Source organism: Kitasatospora sp. NBC_01539, from assembly GCF_045040525.1.
Taxonomy (GTDB): domain Bacteria; phylum Actinomycetota; class Actinomycetes; order Streptomycetales; family Streptomycetaceae; genus Kitasatospora.
The window spans coordinates 4,539,698-4,561,205 of record NZ_CP109390.1 but is presented as its reverse complement, the minus strand read 5'-3'; the positions used below and the strand labels follow the sequence as shown (position 1 = coordinate 4,561,205).

At 74.6% G+C, this 21,508-nt stretch carries 17 protein-coding genes; 12 read left to right on the top strand and 5 right to left on the bottom strand.

Annotated elements, in window-relative coordinates:
* The first annotated feature begins 78 nt into the window (after nt 1-78).
* The 4 genes from dnaJ to OG335_RS19660 all read left to right on the top strand — a co-directional run bounded on the left by dnaJ (nt 79) and on the right by OG335_RS19660 (nt 4,212).
* Nucleotides 79-1,239 (top strand): molecular chaperone DnaJ, encoded by a 1,161-nt coding sequence (gene dnaJ / locus OG335_RS19675; protein ID WP_405012431.1) that lies wholly within the window; start codon nt 79-81, stop codon nt 1,237-1,239.
* 4 nt (nt 1,240-1,243) lie between these two features.
* Nucleotides 1,244-1,762, top strand: coding sequence for a heat shock protein transcriptional repressor HspR (locus tag OG335_RS19670; protein ID WP_405012430.1), 519 nt, complete (start codon nt 1,244-1,246; stop codon nt 1,760-1,762).
* A 225-nt stretch (nt 1,763-1,987) separates the two neighbouring features.
* Entirely contained in the window at nt 1,988-3,001 is a 1,014-nt protein-coding gene (locus tag OG335_RS19665) for a helix-turn-helix domain-containing protein (RefSeq protein WP_405012429.1), read from the top strand.
* Nucleotides 3,002-3,591: 590 nt separating this feature from the next.
* A complete protein-coding gene (locus OG335_RS19660; RefSeq protein WP_405012428.1) occupies nt 3,592-4,212 on the top strand; it encodes a hypothetical protein in 621 nt (206 codons plus the stop codon).
* A 283-nt stretch (nt 4,213-4,495) separates the two neighbouring features.
* Here the strand turns inward: OG335_RS19660 and OG335_RS19655 are convergent, their stop codons facing one another.
* From OG335_RS19655 to OG335_RS19640, 4 genes are all read right to left on the bottom strand, one after another.
* On the bottom strand, nt 4,496-5,458 hold the full coding sequence (locus OG335_RS19655) for a LuxR C-terminal-related transcriptional regulator (protein ID WP_405012427.1): 963 nt from the start codon (nt 5,456-5,458) through the stop codon (nt 4,496-4,498).
* A gap of 243 nt (nt 5,459-5,701) precedes the next feature.
* Nucleotides 5,702-6,679 (bottom strand): LuxR C-terminal-related transcriptional regulator, encoded by a 978-nt coding sequence (locus OG335_RS19650; RefSeq protein WP_405012426.1) that lies wholly within the window; start codon nt 6,677-6,679, stop codon nt 5,702-5,704.
* Nucleotides 6,672-7,649 (bottom strand): LuxR C-terminal-related transcriptional regulator, encoded by a 978-nt coding sequence (locus tag OG335_RS19645; RefSeq protein WP_405012425.1) that lies wholly within the window; start codon nt 7,647-7,649, stop codon nt 6,672-6,674. The genes OG335_RS19650 and OG335_RS19645 overlap by 8 nt, the downstream gene beginning before the upstream one ends.
* A 909-nt stretch (nt 7,650-8,558) precedes the next feature.
* Nucleotides 8,559-9,560: a C4-dicarboxylate ABC transporter gene (locus OG335_RS19640; protein ID WP_405012424.1), complete on the bottom strand. Its 1,002-nt coding sequence runs from the start codon at nt 9,558-9,560 to the stop codon at nt 8,559-8,561.
* A gap of 265 nt (nt 9,561-9,825) precedes the next feature.
* On the opposite strand from OG335_RS19640, the gene OG335_RS19635 reads away from it, so the two are divergent.
* The 8 genes from OG335_RS19635 (at nt 9,826) to pyrE (ending at nt 20,517) form a co-directional block, all read left to right on the top strand.
* Complete coding sequence (locus tag OG335_RS19635) at nt 9,826-10,740, top strand: LysR family transcriptional regulator (RefSeq protein ID WP_405012423.1); 915 nt, start codon at nt 9,826-9,828, stop codon at nt 10,738-10,740.
* A 138-nt stretch (nt 10,741-10,878) separates the two neighbouring features.
* Nucleotides 10,879-13,482 (top strand): ATP-dependent chaperone ClpB, encoded by a 2,604-nt coding sequence (gene clpB / locus OG335_RS19630; RefSeq protein WP_405012422.1) that lies wholly within the window; start codon nt 10,879-10,881, stop codon nt 13,480-13,482.
* Nucleotides 13,483-13,810: 328 nt separating this feature from the next.
* Nucleotides 13,811-14,362, top strand: coding sequence for a YbjN domain-containing protein (locus OG335_RS19625; RefSeq protein WP_405012421.1), 552 nt, complete (start codon nt 13,811-13,813; stop codon nt 14,360-14,362).
* 162 nt (nt 14,363-14,524) lie between these two features.
* Nucleotides 14,525-15,685 carry a pyridoxal phosphate-dependent aminotransferase gene (locus OG335_RS19620; protein ID WP_405015456.1) on the top strand — a complete coding sequence of 387 codons (1,161 nt, stop codon included), beginning with the start codon at nt 14,525-14,527 and terminating at the stop codon, nt 15,683-15,685.
* Between the two features lie 346 nt (nt 15,686-16,031).
* Entirely contained in the window at nt 16,032-16,592 is a 561-nt protein-coding gene (locus tag OG335_RS19615) for a DUF2617 family protein (protein ID WP_405012420.1), read from the top strand.
* A 110-nt stretch (nt 16,593-16,702) separates the two neighbouring features.
* On the top strand, nt 16,703-18,391 hold the full coding sequence (locus OG335_RS19610) for a spermidine synthase (RefSeq protein ID WP_405012419.1): 1,689 nt from the start codon (nt 16,703-16,705) through the stop codon (nt 18,389-18,391).
* 207 nt (nt 18,392-18,598) lie between these two features.
* Nucleotides 18,599-19,783: an SRPBCC domain-containing protein gene (locus tag OG335_RS19605; RefSeq protein ID WP_405012418.1), complete on the top strand. Its 1,185-nt coding sequence runs from the start codon at nt 18,599-18,601 to the stop codon at nt 19,781-19,783.
* Between the two features lie 194 nt (nt 19,784-19,977).
* Nucleotides 19,978-20,517: an orotate phosphoribosyltransferase gene (gene pyrE, locus OG335_RS19600; RefSeq protein ID WP_405012417.1), complete on the top strand. Its 540-nt coding sequence runs from the start codon at nt 19,978-19,980 to the stop codon at nt 20,515-20,517.
* A 133-nt stretch (nt 20,518-20,650) separates the two neighbouring features.
* On the opposite strand, the gene OG335_RS19595 is transcribed toward pyrE, so the two are convergent.
* Entirely contained in the window at nt 20,651-21,364 is a 714-nt protein-coding gene (locus tag OG335_RS19595) for a DedA family protein (RefSeq protein ID WP_405012416.1), read from the bottom strand.
* Nucleotides 21,365-21,508: the final 144 nt, after the last annotated feature.

The window sequence follows — 21,508 nt, the reverse complement described above, 5'->3', positions numbered from 1 at the left end:
TGCGGAGTCGTACCACCGACGTCGTCGGGTACGACTCCGCAGCGCCGTTTGGACACATTTCGGGAGGTGGCGGCAGCCATGAGCACCAAGGACTACGTGGAGAAGGACTACTACAAGGTCCTCGGCGTGCCCAAGGACGCCACACCCGCAGAGATCAAGAAGACCTACCGCAAGCTCGCCCGCGAGTTCCACCCCGACGCCAACAAGGGTGACGCGAAGGCCGAGGAGCGGTTCAAGGACATCTCCGAGGCGTACGACGTGCTCTCGGACGAGAAGCGCCGCAAGGAGTACGACGAGGCCCGCAGCCTCTTCGGCACCGGCGGTTTCCGGTCCGGCGGCCCGAACGGCGGCGGCAACTACAACTTCGACTTCGGCGACCTCTTCGCCGGGTCCGGCGGCGGGGGCGGGGGCGGCGGGGGAGGCCTCGGCGACGTCTTCGGCGGGCTGTTCAACCGCGGCGGCCGGCAGGCCCAGCCGCGGCGCGGCGCCGACGTCGAGACCGAGGTGACGCTGGCGTTCGTCGAGGCCGTCGACGGCGCCACCGTGCCCCTGCGGATGACCAGCCAGGCCCCGTGCCGCACCTGCGCGGGCACCGGCGCCAAGGCCGGCACCACCCCGCGGGTCTGCCCGACCTGCGTCGGCGCGGGCACCGTCAGCCGGGGCCAGGGCGCGTTCGCGCTGTCCGAGCCCTGCCGCGACTGCAAGGGCCGCGGCATGCTCGTCGACGACCCGTGCACCGTGTGCCACGGCAGCGGCCGCGCCTCGTCCGCCCGCACCATGCAGGTGCGCATCCCCGCGGGCGTCCAGGACGGCCAGCGGATCCGTCTCAAGGGCAAGGGCGCCCAGGGCGAGCGCGGCGGCCAGCCGGGCGACCTCTACGTCAGCGTGCACGTCGACGACCACCCGGTGTTCGGCCGGAAGGCCGACAACCTCACCGTGACCGTGCCGGTGACCTTCCCCGAAGCCGCCCTCGGCGGGACCATCGAGGTCCCGACCCTCAACGGCCCGGCGGTGCGACTGAAGCTGCCGTCCGGCAGCGCCAACGGCCTCACCCTCCGGGCCCGGGGCAAGGGCGCCACCCGCAAGGACGGGACCCGCGGCGACCTCCTGGTCACCGTCGAGGTCGTCGTCCCCAAGCACGTCACCGGCGACGCGCTGACCGCACTGGAGCAGTACCGCGAGGCCACCGCCTCCGACGACCCGCGAGCCGCCCTCTTCGAGGCGGCGGAGGGAGCGTGACCAGATGACGACGACCCCTGACAGCCCGATCGGCCCGGGCATCGGCGAAGGACTCCCCGGCGGCCCCGGCCGCCGGCCGTCCGCCGCGCGCACCGCCCCGGCGCCGCACTACGTCCTGACCGAGGACACGCCCGTCTACGTCATCTCGGTCGCCGCCGAACTCTCCGGCCTGCACCCGCAGACCCTGCGGCAGTACGACCGGCTCGGCCTGGTCTGCCCGGACCGCACCGCGGGCCGCGGCCGGCGGTACTCCGCCCGGGACATCCAGCAGCTCCGCGAGGTGCAGCGGCTCTCCCAGGACGAGGGCATCAACCTCGCCGGCATCAAGCGGATCATCGAGCTGGAGAACCAGGTCGCCGCCCTCCAGTCGCGGATCTCCGAGCTGGCCGACGCCCTCGACGGCGCCGCCTCCGCCCTCCAGCAACGGGAGGCCGCCGTGCACGCCTCCTACCGCCGCGACCTCGTTCCCTACCAGCAGGTGCAGCAGTCGAGCGCCCTGGTCGTCTGGCGCCCGAAGCGCTGACCGGCCGCAACCGCGACCGCCCGCCGCGCGCAGCCGCCGGTTCCCTCCGACAGGGGGGTGCCGGCGGCTCGGCGTTGGTGAGAGAGTGCGGGGTGAATCCACCGGGAGACCGGGTGTAAACAACAGCCGCAGGGTGCTTGTCACGGCCTAAAATCGCAACCGGCGGCTGTACGACACCGCCGACCACAGGGTCACGCCGAGTCCAGTCCGCCCCGGGAGCCGCACATGAGTGAGACAGCCGAGTCCGGCGTCACCTCCGGCGGCCCCGGCGTGCTCTCCGACGAGGCACGCGTGCTGTACCGCGCGATCATCGGCTGCGGCGGCCGGCTGCCGGCCTCGGACGGCACGGCGACCGACTCCGCCCCGCTGAAGGAACTGCAGGAGATCGGGCTCCTCGTGCCCGACACCGACGACTCCACCCTCCTGATAGCCGTCGATCCCCAGCGCCTCTCGGCGTCGCTGAGCGCCGCGTGGCAGCGCCGGGCGCTCGACCTGCTGACCCGGGCGATCGCCCTTCCGTCGGACCTGCAGGAACTGGCCGAGGCGTTCAACACGCCGGAACAGGTCGGCGGGACCATCCAGTACGTACGCGGAAAAGTTCTGATCAATCAGCAATTGGAACAACTCGTGGCGGGCTGCGCGACGGAGATCCTCACCGCCCAGCCGGGCGGCCCGCGCCCTCCGGACGCCCTCGCCGGCGTCATCGACCGCGACCTGGAGGCACTGCGCCGCGGCGTGAAGCTCCGCCTGCTCTACCACCCGAGCACCCGCTACCACGCGCCCAGCAGGGAGTTCGTCGCGGCGATCACCAGTGGCGGGGCACGCGTCCGCACGCTGGACGACTCCTACACGCGGCTGATCGTCATCGACCGGCGCACGGCGGTCATCCCGGTCGCCGGGGACCTCAACGTGGCGGCCTTCGTCCATGACGAGGCAGTGGTCAACTACCTCATCGACGAGGTCTTCGAACGGAACTGGAACCGCGGCCTGGACTTCGACGGCTCGAACGCCGTTCCCCAGGAGGTGGTCTCCGGCCTCCGCCAGGCCATCATCGATCTTCTGCTCAAGGGCACGAACCACCGGGTGATCGCCCGGAAGCTCGGCATCAGCGAGCGCACCCTGGCCCGCCACATCGCCGAGATGCGCGAGGAGCACAACGTCGAGTCGCTCTTCCAGCTCGGCTACGTGCTGGCCCGCACCACCATGGACCCGCCGCCGGCGCCTGACGATCTCGTGTGACCACTGTCACGGACGGACCGTCAGGCGCCGGCGCTACCGGACTCCGGACGGCACTCCCCCGTGGACGACATCGCAGCTCCTGAGCTCAGGACCACGAAGTGTCGAAGGCCGTCACCGTGGCGACTGCCGGCGGATCCGCCGGCGAGGACGTGCTGACGCCGATCAGTGCGGCAGCGCCAACAGCCAGCGCCACGACCGTGATACGAACGAAACGGCGCACGCGGGACATGCAACCACTCCCTGTCTGTGAGCTCTCGATACGGGCGAACAAATCACTTCGACTCGCACAATCGTCCACATGATGCCGTATATAGCACTCGCGTGTCACGATCGCGCCGCTGGCGGAAGTGCGTCATCTCCCTGCCAGGCAGCCAGATGACACCTCGAAGCTGTGGACGCAGGCCGTCGCAGCGGTAGACGATCAGTTTGCTCGCAATGGGTATCGGCTCGAACACCACACTTGCCGGTGCACCTTCAAGAATTCGGCACCGCGCTCCGCAATGCACGAATGACCCGATCTACCAGCAAAGATCCCCGCCGCCCACAGAGATCCCGATGCTCCTTCGGTCGGCCTTTCCCCCGGAGTCGTCATGAGTGAGCCCTACCTGCGCCATCGCACCGCCCAATCCCCCGAGGGCCGACGTGCACGGGTCTTCCTGGCCGCGCCGCTGATGCGACTGACCGGACCGGCCGACAGCGTCGTCACCATGGCCAGCCGCACCCGCCTCACGACGCTGCGGAGCACCCTCCTCCGCAGCGGCGCGGCCGTGTACAGCGCCCACCACAGCGACGCCTGGACGGTGGCCGGCCGGTCCCCCGAGCCGCGCGTGCCGTCCGACTTCCGCGCGCTGCAGACCTCGGACCTGGTCTTCGCCTACATCGGCGCGCCGCTGTCGGCGGGCGTGAGCCTCGAACTCGGCTGGGCGTCGGCGCTGCGGAAGCCGATCGTGCTGCTCGTCGACGAGGCGATCACCCACAACCCGCTGATCGCGACGATCGAGCAGGTCGCACCCGTGCTGCCGCTCGTCTTCGACGACACCTGGTCGCAGGACGCCCTGCAGCACACCGTGGAGACCGCGCTGGACTGGGCGGGCATGGCCCTGTCGCTGCGCGAGGGCTTCTGGACGGCTCCCGGCGAGCAGTTCCCGATGCCCCGGCAGTCGAGCGGTGACTCGTTCGGCTTCTGGTCCTCGGAGATCGCCACCGGCTGACACCGGATCACCCCGCGTGGGATCACCCCCGTTCCCTCGCGACCACCGGCCGAGCCGGAAGAGCGTGTCGGCGCCGTACATCTCCCGAAGGCGTGAGATGTACCCCGCCACCCGTCCGCCCGCCACAGCCCGCACGCCCGCCGTCGCCCGCACGCCCTCGCCCGCCGGTCCAGCGCGGCCCGGGCCGGCCCCGCGGCCGTCCGCCGGTCCAGCCCCCGGGCGAGCGGCGGCGCCCCCCTCCGTCCGGGAGGCCGGGAGGCCGGGAGCACCGGGCCGGCGCCCCTCAGCCGCGCGGGCCCCCGCGCATCAGCCAGCCCAGCTGGAACAGCGTGCGGGCGCCGTACCGGTCGCGCAGGCGCGAGATGTGGGCCGCGACGGTGCGCTCGCTCAGCCCGAGACGGGTCGCCACGGAACGCTGCGTCAGGCCCTGCGCCAACAGGCGGCCGATACGCTCGGGCACCCGGTCGGCCGGACCGGGCTCCGCCCAGCCCACCGCCTCCGCGTGCCGCCAGTCGCGCTCGAAGGAGGAGACCAGGTGGTCGACCATCGCCGGCTCGCTGACGAACGCCGCGCTGAAGCGGTCCGGGCCCGCCTGGATGACGGCGGTGTGCCGGTCGAAGACGAGCATCCGGCGGAACGGCTCGTCGAGGATCCTCACCTGGCCGCCGTGCCGGGTGACCTCCGCGGCGTAGGCCACGGTGCCGGGCTCGTCGAGGGCGGTGCCCCGGTACAGCGTGCGGATGTCGCCGCCGCGCCGCAGGAACGGCAGGTCCTGCTGAAGGGCGAGGCGCAGGCCGGCCTCCGGCCGCGGGTCGGGCTGCGCGGTCAGCATCTCGTGCCGGCTCTCCGACAGCAGCCGGGCGATGCGGTGCTGGATCTCCGTGCGGTCGTGCAGCACCTCCACCGGTCCGGCCGAGGCCGGGGCGGGCAGCGCGGTGTCGTACGCCTGGGTGAGGCCGCCGAGCAGGTCCGGCAGGCTCTCCGCGCGGACCAGGAGCCGGGTGGCCTGCGAACGGAGTTCGGCGCTGAGGCGGCCGCTCAGGGCGCGCGGGCTGACGGCGGCGTAGGAGTCGTCGGTGCGGGTGACCAGGCCGACGCGGACGAGCCGGTCGAGCACGGCCCGGTCGTCGGCCGGGACGGCGTCGGCCGGGAGCCGTCCGCCGTCGGAGAGCAGCCGGAGGTACAGCGCCTGCTCGGCTTCGTCCGGCATCGGGGCCAGCGACTCGTCCAGCGGCGGGCCGCTCATCGCCGCCCCCCTGCGTGCGGCGGCCGCACGGATCCGGGGCTGCCGGTGCCGGGCGCCACGGCCGCGCCCGGCACCGCGGTTTCCACGGAATCTCCGGCAATGGCCGCCGAAAAACGTCCTCCGGCCGCGGGAAAAGCCGTTTCCCGGCCTCCGGAATTCGGAATCGGCCGCTCCACCGCGTGGATTGCGTGAATCCACGCACCGCGTCCGGCGGTGAATTCGGCGGGGACGGCACCGGCGGGGTCAGTCACGGCGGCTCCCGCGCATCAGCCAGCCGAGCTGGAACAGCGTCCGGGCGCCGTAGCGCTCGCGGAGCTGGGAGATGTGGCCGGCCACGGTGCGCTCGCTCAGCCCGAGGCGGGTGGCGACGGCGCGCTGTGTGAGGCCCTGCGCCAGCAGGCGGCCGACCCGCTCGCCCGCCGCGGGGGAGCCGCGGTGCGGGCGGCCGAGGTCGGCCCACTGGACGACGTCGGCGCCGGCCCAGTCGCGCTCGAACACGGCGACCAGGTAGGAGACCACCGCGACGTCCGTGACGACGACCGCCGCGCCGTGGTCCTCGGCGGCCGAGATGACGGCCGTGCTGCGGTCGAAGGCGAGCATCCGCTGGAACGGCGCGTCGAGGACCCTGGCACGGGCCCCGAGGGCCGTGACGGCCGTGGCGTACGCGACGGCCGCCGGCTCGGTCAGCGCCGAGGGCTGGTAGAGCGTGCGCATGCGGCAGCCGCGCTCCAGGACGGGCCGCTCCACCCGGAGCGCCTGGGCGAGCGTCTCGGCCGGCCGGGGACCGGGCTGCGCGGTGAGGATCTCGTCCCGGCAGTCGTTGGCGAGCCGGACGATCTGCTGGCGGATCTGCTCCCGCCCGACGACCTGGAGGCCTCCCCCGGGTGAGGGCTGGGGCCGGGGCAGGGCACCGTCGTAGGCCTTCGTGAGCCCGTCGAGCATCTCCGGCAGGCTCTCCGCCCGGACGAGCAGGCGGGTGGCGGCGGTCCGGAGCTCGTCGCCGAGCCGGCCGCTGACGGCCCGCGGGCTGACGACGCAGTACGAGCCCTCCGTCCGGGTGACGAGCCCGACCAGCAGGAGCCGGTCGAGGGCCGCCCGGTCGTCGGCCGGGACGGAGTCGGCGGGAACGCGGCCGCCCTCGTCGAGCAGGCGCTGGTAGAGCTGCCGGGCCCCTTCGTCGGGCAGCGGGGGGAACGTCCCGTCGGCCGGGGGCTCAGTCATGGCGGCTCCCGCGCATCAGCCAGCCGAGCTGGAACAGCGTCTGGGCGCCGTACCGGTCGCGCAGGCGGGAGATGTGGGCGGCCACGGTGCGTTCGCTCAGCCCGAGACGGGTGGCGACGGCGCGCTGCGTCAGGCCCTGCGCCAGCAGCCGGCCGACCCGGTTGCCGACGGAGGCGGAGACGCCGGGGACGTCGACCTCGGCCCACTGGACGACGTCGGCCCGGACCCAGTCCCGCTCGAAGATCTTCACGAGGAAGGCCACGGCGGCCGGGTCCGAGATGAAGGCGGCCCGGCTGTAGTCGTCCGCGGCGGGCACCACCGCGACGGACCGGTCGATGATCAGCATCCGCTCGAAGGACTCGTCGAGGATGCGCAGCCCGGCCCCCTCGCCGGTGAGTTCGGCGGCGTAGCCGATCGTCCACGGCTCGCCGAGGACGGACGGCTGGTAGAGCGTGCGCATCCGGGCGCCACGCTGGACGAGCGCCAGGTCCTGGAAGCGGGCCAGCGTGATCGTGGCGGGCTGCCGGGGGCCCGGCTGGGCGGTGAGCAGCTCCTGCTTGCACTCGGAGACGAGCTCGGCGATGCGGTGCCGGATGCGGTCGCGGCCGTCGACGTACGTGGCGCGCTGCGGGTCGTCGCTGTGCCGGGGCAGGGCGTCGTACGCGCGGGTGAGCGGGTCGAGCGCGGTGGGGAGGCGTTCCGCGCGGGAGAGCAGGTCGGCCGCGGCCGAGCGCATCTCCGAGCCGATGCGTTCCCCGACGGCGCGGGGGCTGACGGCGACGTAGGCGCCGTCGATCAGGTTGGGGATGAGCAGGCCGAGGGCGACGAGCTGGTCGACCGCCTCGTGGTCGGCCGGGCCGACCGCGGACAACGGAACGCGGCCGCCCTGGGCCAGGACGGCCAGATAGAGCTCGCGCCCCGCCTCGTCGGGCAGGCCGGCGCCACGGTCGGCCATCGGTTCCGCAGCCACCTCGCACTCTCCCTGCCGAACTTTCCCCTCGGTGTCAGATCATGATCTCAACAAGTTCGGATCGGGAGGGATTCGGTACCCCGTTTGACGCGCCCCCGGTCCGGCGCGCAGATGCGCGCCGGACCCGGGGGCCCGTCGTGACACGCCGTGCCGATGGCGCTTCCCGCGAGGCGGAGCAGCAACGCCTCGCAGGATCCGGTGTCGGGGGCCATCACCACACATGGCGTCCCGGCCGGCGCTCTTCCCCCCGTGGTGGCGGTGCTGACGCACCGGCCACCCACACTGAAGAGCAAGTCGCCGTCATCGGGCTGCGGTTGCCCGGACGGCTGGCGTAGCTCCACCCTCACAGCGTGACGGCCGGGTCACAAGTGGCCACCGGCTGCAGGTTTCCGCAAGTGCAGGAACGCGCAAACCGGGCGGCGCGGGGAAGGGCTCCGAAATGTCCCGGCGCAGGAGTTCCGGGTGTCCGGCCGGGGTGCGCCACCTACCAAACGTTCATTCGTCACCCGCAGGCCCTCCACATTTCGGATCCCCCCCTTCCCGGAAATCCGACCGGAGGCCGGAGGGGCATCCCCGCGGCCGTCCGGTCGGGCGGACCGGCGCGACCACCCGAACCGCTCCGACCTGCGGTGACGTCCGGCCTGCCGGGGTCCGCCGCAGTCCGGCCGCGAGGCCCGCGGAATCGGCGCGCGCGCCCGCGGCCGAATTCTCGTCGGCGTCCCGCATTCCGGCGGTCCCCCGCCGGGGGAAGGCCGGGCCGGGAAAGCCCGGCACCCGGCCCGGTGTGTCCTTCGCCACATTTCCGCCCCGGCCGGAAGGACCGTCCGGCCGGGGAGGCGAACCGGATGCCGGCGTTCCCCCCGGCATCCGGCCCGGCGCGCCTCCCGCGGCGCGCGACCGGCCGGGCGGTCAGCCCCGGACGCCGGACGCCGCCAGGGCGGCGAGGGTGCGCGTCCCGGCGACACCCCAGGCGGCGAGCAGCAGGACGTACAGCAGCACGGCCGCCCCGGTGAAGGCCGCGAGACCGGTGTGCCGGGCCAGCGCGGCGGTGCCGGTGACCAGCGTGCCCACCGGGAACGTCCAGGCCCACCACGTCATGGCGAACGGCATCCCGGCCCGGACGGCCCGCAGGTTGGCCCCGCCCGCCACGCACAGCCACAGCAGGGCGAAGCCCAGCACCGCCACCCCGTACGCCACCGAGAGGCGGCGGGCGGGCCCGGCCGCCGCGGGGCCCACGACGTCGGCCAGCGCGCCGGCCGCGGTCGCGGACTGCCCCAGCGGGCCGAGCACGAGGAACAGCGACGGCGTGAGCCCCTGCGGCAGGCCGCCCTGCCACAGCCCGCCGACGACCGCGGGCAGCACGAGCAGCACCCCCAGCAGCCCTGCGCCGAACAGCGCGCAGCAGCCCAGCAGCGCCGTCGGCCGCCAGAGCGCCGGCAGGTGCGGGAGCAGCGCCGGACCCGCCGCCGCGGCCACCAGGGGGGCCACCACGGGCAGCAGCCAGGTCGGGTCGGCCCGCACCGGGGCGCCGGGCGCCCGGCGGGTGATCATCAGGTACGGCACGGCTGCGGCGACCGCCAGCGCGTGGAGCGTGCCGACCGCCCACAGCGCGAGGCCCGCCACGGCCGCCGGACCGGCACCGACCAGCCGCGCGCCGACGGACAGGGTGGCGGACCCGACCGAGATCAGCGCCATCGGCGGGCAGCCGTGGAACACGGCCGCGGCGGGGTCGCGGGCGGGCCGCGGACTCCGGCGGCGATGCAGCAGCCGGACGGCGGAGGCCGCACCCAGGGCCGCCAGGGCGAGGACGGCGAGCAGCCAGGCGGCCTCGGCGAGGCCGACGAGGCCGGGCACGCCCGGGACGCCGGGCCGGACGGCGGCGGCGCCGGTGGCGACGATCGCGGTGCCCATGACGGCGGCGTACCAGCTCGGCCCGGGCGGTCCGAGCGGCCGGTGGGATCCGTGCGGGCCGGACCGGCGGGACGGCGGAGGTGCGGCACCGGCAGGTCCGGCGGCGGCCGGGACCTCCGGCGCGGCGGGCCGAACGGCGGCGGGCGGGGCGGCGGCGGGCGGGGCGGCGGAAGGGGCCGGGGCGGACGCGGACATGGCACAAGCCTGACGGCGGGCCCGGGCGGGCGGTAGCGGCGCCCTGTCTATGGGGACATAACCTGCCTGTATGCCTCTCTCCCCGCGGGTCCCCGACATCCGCGCCCTGGAACTGCTGCTGGCGGTCGCCCGGCTGGGCAGTGTGGGGCGTGCGGCGGCGGAGCTCGGGGTGAGTCAGCCGGCGGCGAGCGCCCGCATCCGCGGCATGGAGCGGCAGCTCGGGGTGGGGCTGCTGGAGCGCTCGCCACGGGGTTCGCGACCGACCGAGGCCGGACTGCTCGTGGTCGAGTGGGCGCGCAGCGTGGTGGAGGCGGCGCAGGCGCTGGACGCGGGGATCGACGCGCTGCGCGGCCGCAGGGACGCCCGGCTGGTGGTGGTGGCGAGCCTGACGGTGGCGGAGTACCTGATGCCGGGCTGGCTGCTGGCGCTGAACCGGGTGAGCCCGGAGACGGCGGTGACCCTGCGCACGGCCAACTCGGCCGACGTGGCGGCGCACGTGCTGGCCGGGGACGCGGACCTCGGCTTCGTCGAGGGCCCCGGAGCACCGGCCGGGCTGGCGGGGGCGGTGGTGGCGTCCGACCGGCTGGTGGTCGTCGTCGCCCCGGAGCACCCCTGGGCGCGGCGCCGGGCGCCGCTGACCCCGGCGGAGCTGGCGGCCACCCCGCTGGTGCTCCGCGAGCACGGCTCGGGCACGCGCGACGTGCTGGACCAGGCCCTGGCACCGTACGGCGGCACGGCGCCTCCCCGGCTGGAGCTCGCCTCCTCGACGGCGCTGAAGGCGGCGGCGATGACGGGCGCCGGGCCGGTCTGCCTCTCGGAGCTCGCGGTGGTGGAGGAGCTGTCGACGCGCCGCCTGGTGGAGGTGCGGGTGGAGGGTCTCGACCTGCAGCGGCCGCTGCGCGCGGTGTGGCCGGTGGGGCGCCGGCCGGCCGGCCCGGCCCGGCTGCTGCTGGGGCTGACCCGGGAGCCCGCGCGGCCCGGGTGAACAGCGGGCGCCGTGACCCGGATCCACTGGACTCGGAAAGTTGAGCGGAATAGACTCAACTTAACGAATGCTGAACGAGGCAACCCCACTCCTGGGGTGTCCCGACACTGACGACCGCACGAGAGGAGCCCCTCAGCCGTGGATGCAGGAAAGTTCACCAGCAGGACTCAGGACGCCCTGTCCGCCGCGATCCGCAAGGCCAGCGCCGCAGGAAACCCGGACGTCAAGCCGGTGCACATCCTGCTGGCCCTGCTGGAGCAGACCGACGGCATCGCCCGCCCGCTCCTGGAGGCGGTCGGCGCGGACACCGCGCGCACCCTCGCCGCGGCCCGGCAGCAGGCCGCCGCCCTGCCCGCCGCCCAGGGCTCCACGGTCGCCGCGCCCCAGCTCGCCCGCGACACCCTCGCGGTGCTGGAGGAGGCCGGGCGGCGCGCCGCCGACCTCGACGACCAGTACCTCTCCACCGAGCACCTGATGGTCGGCCTCGCCGCCGAGGGCGGCACCGTCGCCGGTCTCCTCGTGCAGCAGGGCGCCACCCCGAAGGCGCTCCTCGCGGCGTTCAAGGACGTCCGCGGCAGCGCGAAGGTGACCTCCGCCGACCCGGAGGGCACCTACAAGGCGCTGGAGAAGTACGGCACCGACCTCACCCAGGCGGCCCGCGACGGCAAGCTCGACCCGGTGATCGGACGCGACACCGAGATCCGCCGGGTCGTCCAGGTGCTCTCCCGCCGGACGAAGAACAACCCGGTGCTGATCGGCGAGCCCGGCGTCGGCAAGACCGCCGTCGTCGAAGGGCTGGCGCAGCGCATCGTCGCGGGCGACGTCCCGGAGTCGCTGCGCGGCAAGCGGCTGGTCTCCCTGGACCTCTCGGCGATGGTCGCGGGCGCGAAGTTCCGCGGCGAGTTCGAGGAGCGCCTGAAGGCCGTCCTCGCCGACATCAAGGACAGCGACGGCCAGGTCGTCACCTTCATCGACGAGCTGCACACCATGGTCGGCGCGGGCGCGGGCGGCGACTCCGCGATGGACGCCGGCAACATGCTCAAGCCGATGCTCGCCCGCGGCGAGCTGCGCATGGTCGGCGCCACCACCCTCGACGAGTACCGCGAGCACATCGAGAAGGACCCGGCGCTGGAGCGCCGCTTCCAGCAGGTGCTGGTCGGCGAGCCCTCGGTCGAGGACACCATCGCCATCCTGCGCGGTCTGAAGGGCCGCTACGAGGCACACCACAAGGTCGAGATCTCGGACGCCGCACTGGTCGCCGCCGCCACCCTCTCCAACCGCTACATCACCGCCCGCTTCCTGCCCGACAAGGCGATCGACCTCGTCGACGAGGCCGCCTCCCGGCTGCGCATGGAGATCGACTCCTCGCCGGTCGAGATCGACGAACTCCAGCGCTCCGTCGACCGGCTGCGGATGGAGGAGCTCGCGCTGGAGAAGGAGTCCGACCCGGCGTCGGTCGACCGGCTCGCCCGGCTGCGCCGCGACCTCGCCGACAAGCAGGAGCACCTGAGCGTGCTCACGGCCCGCTGGGAGCAGGAGAAGAAGTCGCTCAACCGGGTCGGCGAGCTCAAGGAGCGCCTCGACGACCTCCACGGCGCCCTCGAACGCGCCCAGCGCGACGGCGACTTCGAGCGCGCCTCCAAGCTGATGTACGCCGAGGTCCCGGCCGCGGAACACGAACTCGCCGAGGCCCAGGACCGGGCCGCCGACGCGCCGACCGCCACCATGGTCAAGGAGCACGTCGGCCCCGACGACATCGCCGACGTGGTCGGCTCCTGGACGGGCATCCCGGCCGGCCGGCTGCTGGAGGGCGAGAGCGCCAAGCTGCTGCGCATGGAGGACGAGATCGGCCGCCGCCTGATCGGCCAGACCGAGGCCGTCCGGGCCGTGTCCGACGCGGTGCGGCGGACACGCTCCGGCATCGCCGACCCGGACCGCCCGACCGGCTCGTTCCTCTTCCTCGGCCCCACCGGTGTGGGCAAGACCGAACTCGCCAAGGCACTGGCCGACTTCCTCTTCGACGACGAGCGGGCGATGGTCCGCATCGACATGAGCGAGTACGGCGAGAAGCACTCCGTCTCCCGGCTGGTCGGCGCCCCGCCCGGGTACGTCGGCTACGAGGAGGGCGGCCAGCTCACCGAGGCCGTCCGGCGCCGCCCGTACAGCGTCGTGCTGCTCGACGAGGTCGAGAAGGCCCACCCGGAGGTCTTCGACGTGCTGCTCCAGGTGCTGGACGACGGCCGGCTCACCGACGGCCAGGGGCGCACCGTGGACTTCCGCAACGCGATCCTCCTCCTGACCTCCAACCTGGGCAGCCAGTACCTCGTCGACCCGTCCATCCCGGAGGAGCGGAAGAAGGAGCTCGTGCTGGAGACGGTGCGCTCCGCCTTCAAGCCCGAATTCCTGAACCGGCTCGACGACATCGTGGTCTTCGAACCGCTGGGCACCGCCGAGCTGAGCCGCATCGTCGACCTGCAGGTCGCCGGACTCGCCGGCCGGCTGCGCGACCGCCGGCTCACCCTGGAGGTCACGGAGGCCGCCCGCGACTGGCTGGCGCTCACCGGCTACGACCCCGCGTACGGTGCACGGCCGCTGCGGCGGCTGGTGCAGTCGGCCATCGGCGACCAGCTGGCGAAGGAGATCCTCTCCGGCCGGGTGCACGACGGCGACACCGTGGTCGTCGACCGGGACGAGGTGCACGACCGCCTCTCGGTCGGCACGCGGACCCCGCTCACGAAGTGACCGCCAGGCGGGGGCGGACGGCCCGCGGGCCCGTCCGCCCCCGCCGTGCACCTTGTCCGGCGGACGGCGGTCCGGCACCACCGCACCACCGCCCCGCGCACCCGCGGACCTGGGAGAACGACCGGCACAGCGGCCCGCACCGCAGCCGTCACCCCCGCCGGCCGCTGACCGGCCCGGCGCGTCCGGCCCGCCCCGCGGCGCTCCGGCGCGGCCTTCCGCGGCCCGGCCCGGGACACCCTGTGCCATGGCGCCGGGATGAGGCAGGATGGGACATGGAAGGGCGGCCTCTCATTGCCGACCACCCCGTGCTGTGAGATTGAGGACCACCATGAGCATCGACCCGTCGTCCATCCCGTCGTTCGGCGCGCAGCCCGCGGGCGGCCAGCCCGGCGGCTCGCCCGCCGGCCCGCCGCCGGTGGTCGTGCCGGACCAGAACCTGGTGGCCCAGCTGCTCGACCAGATGCAGCTGAAGCACGTGGTCGACGAGGAGGGCGACCTCACGGCCCCGTGGGAGGGCTTCCGCGTCTACTACATGTTCCGCGGTGACAACAAGGAGCTCTTCGCGGTCCGCGCCTTCTACGACCGCTCCTACCCGCTCGAGAAGAAGGGCGAGATCCTCGACCTCATCGACGAGTGGAACCGCGAGACCCTCTGGCCGAAGGTCTACACCCACACGCACGAGGACGGCGTGGTCCGCCTGATCGGCGAGTCCCAGATGATCATCGGCACCGGTGTCAGCCTGGAGTACTTCGTCACCACCACCGCCAACTGGACGCAGGCCTCGGTCGGCTTCGAGCAGTGGATCGTCGAGCGCCTCGGCCTCCAGAGCGAGATCGAGGACGAGGAGGGCGGCGACGCCCCCGAGGGCGACGAGTCCTGAGCCCCGCGTGACCCCGAGCGGGCCCGCCTCCGCCGACGGGGGCGGGCCCGACGGCTGTCCGCCCTCCGGCGGCCTCCACACGGACGGGTGACCGCGGACGGGTGACCGCGGACGCGCGGCGGCACTACCGTGAGCCCATCCGTCGAGACCCTGGAGACGCCCATGGACGCCCGGCCGCTGCTCAACCGCCGCCTGGAGGGCCTCGGCACGACGATCTTCGCCGAGATGTCCGCGCTGGCCACCGCGACCGGGTCGATCAACCTCGGGCAGGGCTTCCCGGACACCGACGGGCCGCGCGAGATCGCCGAGGCCGCCGCCCGGGCCGTCCTCGACGGCCACGGCAACCAGTACCCGCCCGGCCCCGGCATCCCCGAGCTGCGCACCGCGGTCGCCGAGCACCAGCAGCGCTTCCACGGCCTGGCGTACGACCCCGACACCGAGGTGCTCGTCACCGCCGGCGCCACCGAGGCCATCGCCGCTGCCCTGCTCGCCCTGCTGGAGCCGGGCGACGAGGTGATCGCCTTCGAACCGTTCTACGACTCGTACGCCGCCTGCATCGCCATGGCCGGCGCCGTCCGCGTGCCGCTCACCCTCCGGGCACCGTCGTTCCGCCCGGACCTCGACGAACTCCGCGCGCTGATCACCCCGCGCACCCGCCTGCTCCTGATCAACACCCCGCACAACCCGACCGGCACCGTGCTCACCCCGGAGGAGCTCGCCGCCATCGCCGCGCTCGCCGTCGAACACGACCTGCTGGTCGTCGCCGACGAGGTCTACGAGCACCTCGTGTACACCGGCGCCCACCACCCGATCGCCGCCCTGCCCGGCATGAGGGAGCGCACCGTCTCGATCTCCTCCGCCGGCAAGACCTTCTCCTTCACCGGCTGGAAGGTCGGCTGGGTGACGGCGAGCCCCGACCTGGTCGCGGCGGTCCGCACCGCGAAGCAGTACCTGACGTACGTCAGTGCCGGCCCCTTCCAGTACGCCGTCGCCGAGGCCCTCCGTCTCCCCGACGCCTACTTCGACACCCTCCGCGCCGACCTGCTCCGCAAGCGCGACCTGCTCGCCGACGGCCTGGCGGCCGCCGGGTTCCGGGTGTTCAACCCCGAGGGCACCTACTTCGTCACCACCGACATCACCCCCCTCGGCGAGAAGGACGGCCTGGAGTTCTGCCGCTCCCTCCCCGCCCGCTGCGGCGTGGTGGCCATCCCCAACGTGGTCTTCTACGACGACACCGAGGCCGGCCGGAGCCTGGTGCGCTTCGCCTTCTGCAAGCGCGACGACGTCCTCGCCGAAGCCGCGGCCCGTCTCCAGCGGCTCTGACCCGACCGCACCCGCGCGCCCGGCCCGCCCGGGTGGGGGGAGCACGGGGGCGCACCACCGGCGTGGGCGGCGCGTGCGCGGGTGCATGGGAACACGGTTCGCAGAGTCGACACCCCGACTGACCGGGCCGCGTCGACGCTTGCACCCGGAACGGTGAATGCGGGGCGCGGATGGGTAAATCCCCGACGGACCCGGAGAATTCGTGCTTCGCTGCTGCTGAGTCTCCAGCCGGAATCCCTCCTTCCACGGTCGGCCGCGTCCTGGACCGCACAGCCTCGAACAGCCCATCGGTGGGTCGGACGCTGCCGGCAGGGGTGCGCTACGGAGTTCGAAACGCGGAGCCAGCATGCTCACCACACTGCAGACCTCCTACACCGACACCCGGGCCGGCGACCTCGCCTGGCGGCTGGGCGGCGAGCCGCTGCCCGCGCTCGCGGTGCGGGAGCTCAGCTTCGACGGCCCCGGACCCGACGGGGGCGGCCGGACGGGTGCCACGCTGCAGCTGCGCCTGCTCGGTGCCTCGCACCAGGTGGTGCTGGCCGCGGGCCCGGGCGACTGCCTGGAGACGGTGGCCTGCCTGCCGGGCCGCCGGACACCGCTGCCGGCCCGGGTCGCCGAGCGGGTCGCGGGGTGGGAGTACGAGTTCGCCGCGCGGATCGAGGCGCTGCCGGCGCACACGTTCGCGGCGCGCGCCCAGGAACTGCTGGCGCTGGTGGCCGAGCATCCGCGCGGCCTCGCGGGGATCTTCCCCGGTGACCCGTGCGCCTTCACCGCGATGGTGGCGCAGTGCGAGGAGCACCGGGTGCTGTGGCGCACCTGGCACGCCTACCCGCAGGAGGGACGGCTGGTGTGCACCCGGTCGTCGCTGGTGCTGCAGGGCCCGGCCGGGTCCGGGACACACGACTGACCCGTGCGGGTGAACGGCTTCGCACACACCGACGACCCGTCAAATACGCCCCCCGCAGTGTCCGCCGGACGGATGCGGCCGTGGCGCGCCGATGTCGCTAGCGTTTGTGCATGATCAACCGTCCGGCGGGTCCGCCCGCCCAGCCGGGTCTCGACCACCGGGCCGGAGCACCGCGCGTGCACGCGTCGGCCAGGCCGTGGAGCGGCGGTGCAACACCCCCGGGGCTGCGCCGGCGGGTGGCCCGGCCGCTGGTGCTGCTGGCCGCGTTCGTCTGCGCCGCGTGCGGCCTGGTGTACGAGCTGGAGCTGGTCGCCGTCGGGCAGGCCCTGCTGGGCGACTCCGTCACCCAGACCTCGGTGGTGCTGTCGGTCATGGTCTTCGCGATGGGCGTCGGCTCGCTGCTCGCGAAGCGGCTCGCACGGCGGCCCGCGGCCTCGTTCGCCCTGGTGGAGAGCGCGCTCGCGCTGACCGGCGGCCTGTCGGTGCTGGCCCTGCACTCCGCCTGGGCCTGGCTCGGCGGCCAGCGGGCGGTCACCGTCGGCCTGACCTGCACCACCTTCCTGATCGGCCTGCTCATCGGTGCGGAGATCCCGCTGCTGATGACGCTGATCCAGCGGATCCGCCGGGAGCACGCCGGCCGGGCCGTCGCCGACCTCTTCGCCGCCGACTACGTGGGCGCGCTGGTCGGCGGCCTGGCGTTCCCGTTCCTGCTGCTGCCCGCCCTCGGCCCGGCCACCGGGGCACTCGCCACCGGGGCCGTCAACGCGGCGGCCGGCGCGGCCGTGGTGCTCTGGCTGTTCCGCGAGGAGCCGACGCCCCGCGCCCGCCTGCTGCTGTGGACGTGCTGCGCGCTGGTGCTGGCCGTACTGGCCGGCGCCGCCGCGTTCACCGGGGTGATCGAGCGGGCCGCCCGGCAGGCGCTGTACGGCGCCCAGGTGCGGCTCGCCGTGCAGGGCCGCGCGGAGGAGATCGTCGTGGCGGGCGGCGCACCCGGCGGGGCGCACCCGCTGGAGGTCTTCCTGGACGGCCGGCTCGCCGTCTGCGGCCCCGACGAGTACCGCGAGCACGAGGCCCTGGTGCATCCGGCGTTCGGCGGCGGCCCCGGCGGGCGGGTCCTGGTGCTCGGCGGCCAGGGCATGGCCCTGCGCGAGGTGCTCCGGCACACCGGCGTCCGCGAGGTGCTCGTGGTCGATCCCGACCCGGTGCTCACCGGGGTCGTCCGCGGCGACACCGCCCTCGCGGAGCTCACCGCGCACGCCTACGACGATCCCCGGGTGCGGCGCGTCGAGGCCGACCCGCTGGCCTGGCTGCACCGCGCCGCGGACGACGGCGGCGCACGCCCCTACGACGTGATCGTCTCCGACCTGCCCGCGCCGCTCGGGGACGACGGCCGCAGCGCGCACACCCGCGAGTTCTTCGGCATGGCGGCCCGGCGGCTGGCCCCCGGCGGACGGCTCGCCGTCCGCGGCGGCCCGGTGGCCACCGGCCTGTGGGCCGCCGAGGCCGGCCTGCGCGCGGACGGCCTCCGAACGGTCGCCTACCAGGCCGCCGGACCCGTGGGCCGGGCCTGCCCGGGCACCCGCGCGGCCCGCGGCCGGTCCGGCGCCCCCGCCGCCGCGGACCCGGCGGACCGCCGGCCGGCCTTCCTGCTCGCCGCCCGCGCCCAGCCCCGGCTGTCGCTCGGCACCGACGCGCCGCCGCCCCGCTCGCTGACCGCCGCCGGCCTGCAGGAGTCCGCCGCCCGGCTCGCGGCACGGCGGCCCGCGCACCCGCCGGAGCCGTACCGGCTGCTCGGCTGAGGCCGTGCGGGCGCGGCCCGTACCCGCGGCCGGCCCGCTGCCCGGCACGCCGCCACCGGGCCCGCGCCGGGGGCGGGGCGGTGGGGCGGGCAGCGGGCCGGCCGGGCGCCGGACACCGCGGGGCCGTCCGTGTACAGCTCGGGGGGAGGGCCGATCGACCCGACGCCAACCCTCCGCAGCGGGGGGCCGGGTGGGTAGGCTCGCCGTATGGAGCATGAGGTTGTCGTCCCGCTGCCGGCCACCGTCGTCCGGCAGGCCCTGCAGGACCGCGAGCTGCTGGCCCGGTGCATTCCCGGGCTCAGCACGGACGCGGCCACGACGGGCGCCCCGGACGGGCAGATCGACGGACGGCTGAAGCTGCGCATCGGCGGCTCCACCATCACCTACCGCGGCTCGCTCTCCCTGATCGAGGGCCGCGAGGGCGTGCTGACCGCCCTCGCCGAGGGGCAGGAGGCCCGCGGCAGCGGCGAGGTCACCGCGACCGTGCGGCTGGGCGTGCAGGAGCACGCCGACGGCAGCCTGCTGCGCTTCTCCGCCGACCTGAGTGCCGACGGCAGGCTCGCCGAACTGCCCGGTGAGAACCTGGACGCGGCCGGCCGCCGGCTGCTCGACCGCTTCGCCGCGGACCTCGCGGGCGAACTCACGGGCGACACCGCCCAGGCCGGGGACGCCGACGAGGCACCCGTCGAGGTGGACGTCGACGTGGTCGCCGAGACACCGGTCGAGGTGGACGCCGAGACCGGGACCGACGCAGCGGCCGAGGACGACGCAACGGCTGATAACGACGCGGCGGCCGAGGACGAGAGCCCTGCCGACGAGCAGCGGGACGGCGACACGGACGGGACGCCGGACGGACCCGCGGGCGAGGAGGACTCGGACACGGAGGACGAGGAGGGCGAGGAGGACGAGGACGGTCCGGAGAACCCGGACGGCGCCGAGGCCACCGTCGTGTACCTGGAGGACCACGCCGCCCGCGACCTCGACGACGACCTCTCCGACCTGATCGCCTTCTCCGGCGACGACCACGACCACGACCCGGACCCGGACCACGCAGGCGGCAACGACGGCGACCGCCTGCCGGCCCCCGAGCCGGAGCCCGCCGCCGCCGCGTACGGCTACCAGCCGGACCCGGCGCTGAGCGGCCCGGTGCGGCGGTCGATCGTCGGCCGTTCCGCCGAGGAGGTGGACCACGCGCCGCCGCACGGGCGGTACGCCCCCACCCCGCCGTCGCGCAGCGCCCGGGCCCGGGCGGCGAGTCGCTGGGGCGGCGCTGAGCCCACCCTGCTCACCGGAGGCGGCGGCGAGCGCAACGCGATGCCGTGGGTGATCGGCGGCGGCGTGGCCCTGCTGGGCGGTGCGGTCGTGCTGGTGCGGGCGCTGCGGCGGCGCTGAGGCGCACCGCGCGGCCCCGGGGCCCGTCCGACCGTGCGCGTCGCATCGGCGCGCGGCGTCGGGCGCCCGGCCGGGCGTGCCGCCGGAGCGTTCTCGCACCGGCCGTACGCGGCCGATTCGGCGGTGCTTCCAGCTGGGCGCCCGGCGTCGCGCGCGCGGCGGGCGTTGTCGGACAAGCCCTAGACTGGCTGCTCATGAGCACTGAGGACCGCGACGCCCTGCTGGCGCAGATCAAGGACAAGGCCGTCGTGCACGGCAAGGTCACCCTCTCCTCCGGTCTGGAGGCCGACTACTACGTCGACCTGCGCCGCATCACGCTGGACGCCGTGGCGGCGCCGCTGGTCGGCAGGGTGATGCTGGACGCGACCGCGGAGCTGGACTACGACGCGGTCGGCGGTCTGACCCTGGGCGCCGACCCGGTGGCCGCCGCGATGCTGCACGCGGCCGCGGCCCGCGGCCGCACGCTGGACGCCTTCGTGGTCCGCAAGGCGGGCAAGGCGCACGGCCTGCAGCGCCGGATCGAGGGCCCGGACGTGAAGGGCCGCCGGGTGCTGGCCGTCGAGGACACCTCCACCACGGGCGGCTCCGTGCTGACCGCCGTGGAGGCGCTGCGCGAGGCCGGTGCCGAGGTCGTGGGCGTGGCCGTGATCGTGGAGCGCGGCGCGGCCCCGGCGATCGAGGCGGCGGGCCTGCCGTACGTGACCGCCTACACCCTGGACGACCTGGGCCTGTGAGCCCGGTGTGACGCCGGGCCCCCGAGGGCTCCGGCCCGCCGGGCCGTACGGCTCCGGACACGGCGACGGCCGGTGTCCTCCGCGTTCGTCGCGGGGCACCGGCCGTCGGTGTGTCCGGGTGGGCGGTGGTGGGTCAGCCCTTGCGGTGGCGGCCGCCGGCGACCGGCTCGACCGGGGTGGACGCCTCGCCGCCGGCCTTCTTCTTCTTCCGCTCGCGCACGATCTCGACGAGGATCGGGGAGACGGAGACGAGGATGATCAGCGCCATCGCGGGGATCAGGTACTTGTCGATGACCGGGGCCATCGCGTCGCCGAAGAAGTAGCCGATGAGCAGCATCGACTCCGTCCAGAGCACGCCGCCGACGACGTTCCACACGAAGAAGGTCCTCGCGGGCATCTCCAGGGTGCCGGCGACGGGGTTGAGGAACGTCCGGACGATCGGGATGAAGCGGGCGATCACCACGGCCTTGCCCGGGCCGAACTTGTCGAAGTACTCCTCCGCCTTCAGCACGTACTCGCGGCGGAAGATCTTCGACTCCGGCTTGTCGAACATCCGGGGCCCGATCCGGGCGCCGATGAAGTGCCCCAGCTGGGCGCCGGCGATCGCGCAGATCGGCGCACCGATCAGCAGGACGGCGATCGGCAGCTTGGCGCCCTCCCCGAGCACCGAGGAGGCGGCGCCGGAGGCGGCCACGCCGGCCAGGATGAGCAGTGAGTCGCCGGGGAAGAAGAACCCGACCAGCAGGCCGGTCTCGGCGAAGATGATCGCGAGGAGGCCGATGGCGCCCAGTGACGCGATCAGCGATTTTGCGTCAAGGAGATTGACGGCGAGCTGGTTGTAGTCCACGGGCGCAGGATAGCGCTCCGAGGTTGAGAGGAGCCTAAAGGGACCGGCCCTCCCGGCCCCGGCCCGCGGCTCCGGAGGGGGCCCGCCGTCCCGACTGGCGGGCCGTGGGTGACCCCGGCGGACGAGTCTGGGAAGATGGCCCAG

Excerpts from the sequence above, each read along its gene's own strand:
- dnaJ (WP_405012431.1), top strand. The coding sequence starts at position 79 with ATGAGCACCAAGGACTACGTGGAGAAGGACTACTACAAGGTCCTCGGC.
- OG335_RS19650 (WP_405012426.1), bottom strand. The coding sequence starts at position 6,679 with ATGACTGAGCCCCCGGCCGACGGGACGTTCCCCCCGCTGCCCGACGAA.
- OG335_RS19605 (WP_405012418.1), top strand. The coding sequence starts at position 18,599 with ATGGAGCATGAGGTTGTCGTCCCGCTGCCGGCCACCGTCGTCCGGCAG.
- OG335_RS19640 (WP_405012424.1), bottom strand. The coding sequence starts at position 9,560 with ATGGGCACCGCGATCGTCGCCACCGGCGCCGCCGCCGTCCGGCCCGGC.
- OG335_RS19620 (WP_405015456.1), top strand. The coding sequence starts at position 14,525 with ATGGACGCCCGGCCGCTGCTCAACCGCCGCCTGGAGGGCCTCGGCACG.
- OG335_RS19670 (WP_405012430.1), top strand. The coding sequence starts at position 1,244 with ATGACGACGACCCCTGACAGCCCGATCGGCCCGGGCATCGGCGAAGGA.
- OG335_RS19660 (WP_405012428.1), top strand. The coding sequence starts at position 3,592 with ATGAGTGAGCCCTACCTGCGCCATCGCACCGCCCAATCCCCCGAGGGC.
- OG335_RS19635 (WP_405012423.1), top strand. The coding sequence starts at position 9,826 with ATGCCTCTCTCCCCGCGGGTCCCCGACATCCGCGCCCTGGAACTGCTG.
- pyrE (WP_405012417.1), top strand. The coding sequence starts at position 19,978 with ATGAGCACTGAGGACCGCGACGCCCTGCTGGCGCAGATCAAGGACAAG.
- OG335_RS19665 (WP_405012429.1), top strand. The coding sequence starts at position 1,988 with ATGAGTGAGACAGCCGAGTCCGGCGTCACCTCCGGCGGCCCCGGCGTG.
- OG335_RS19625 (WP_405012421.1), top strand. The coding sequence starts at position 13,811 with ATGAGCATCGACCCGTCGTCCATCCCGTCGTTCGGCGCGCAGCCCGCG.
- OG335_RS19610 (WP_405012419.1), top strand. The coding sequence starts at position 16,703 with ATGATCAACCGTCCGGCGGGTCCGCCCGCCCAGCCGGGTCTCGACCAC.
- OG335_RS19655 (WP_405012427.1), bottom strand. The coding sequence starts at position 5,458 with ATGAGCGGCCCGCCGCTGGACGAGTCGCTGGCCCCGATGCCGGACGAA.
- OG335_RS19615 (WP_405012420.1), top strand. The coding sequence starts at position 16,032 with ATGCTCACCACACTGCAGACCTCCTACACCGACACCCGGGCCGGCGAC.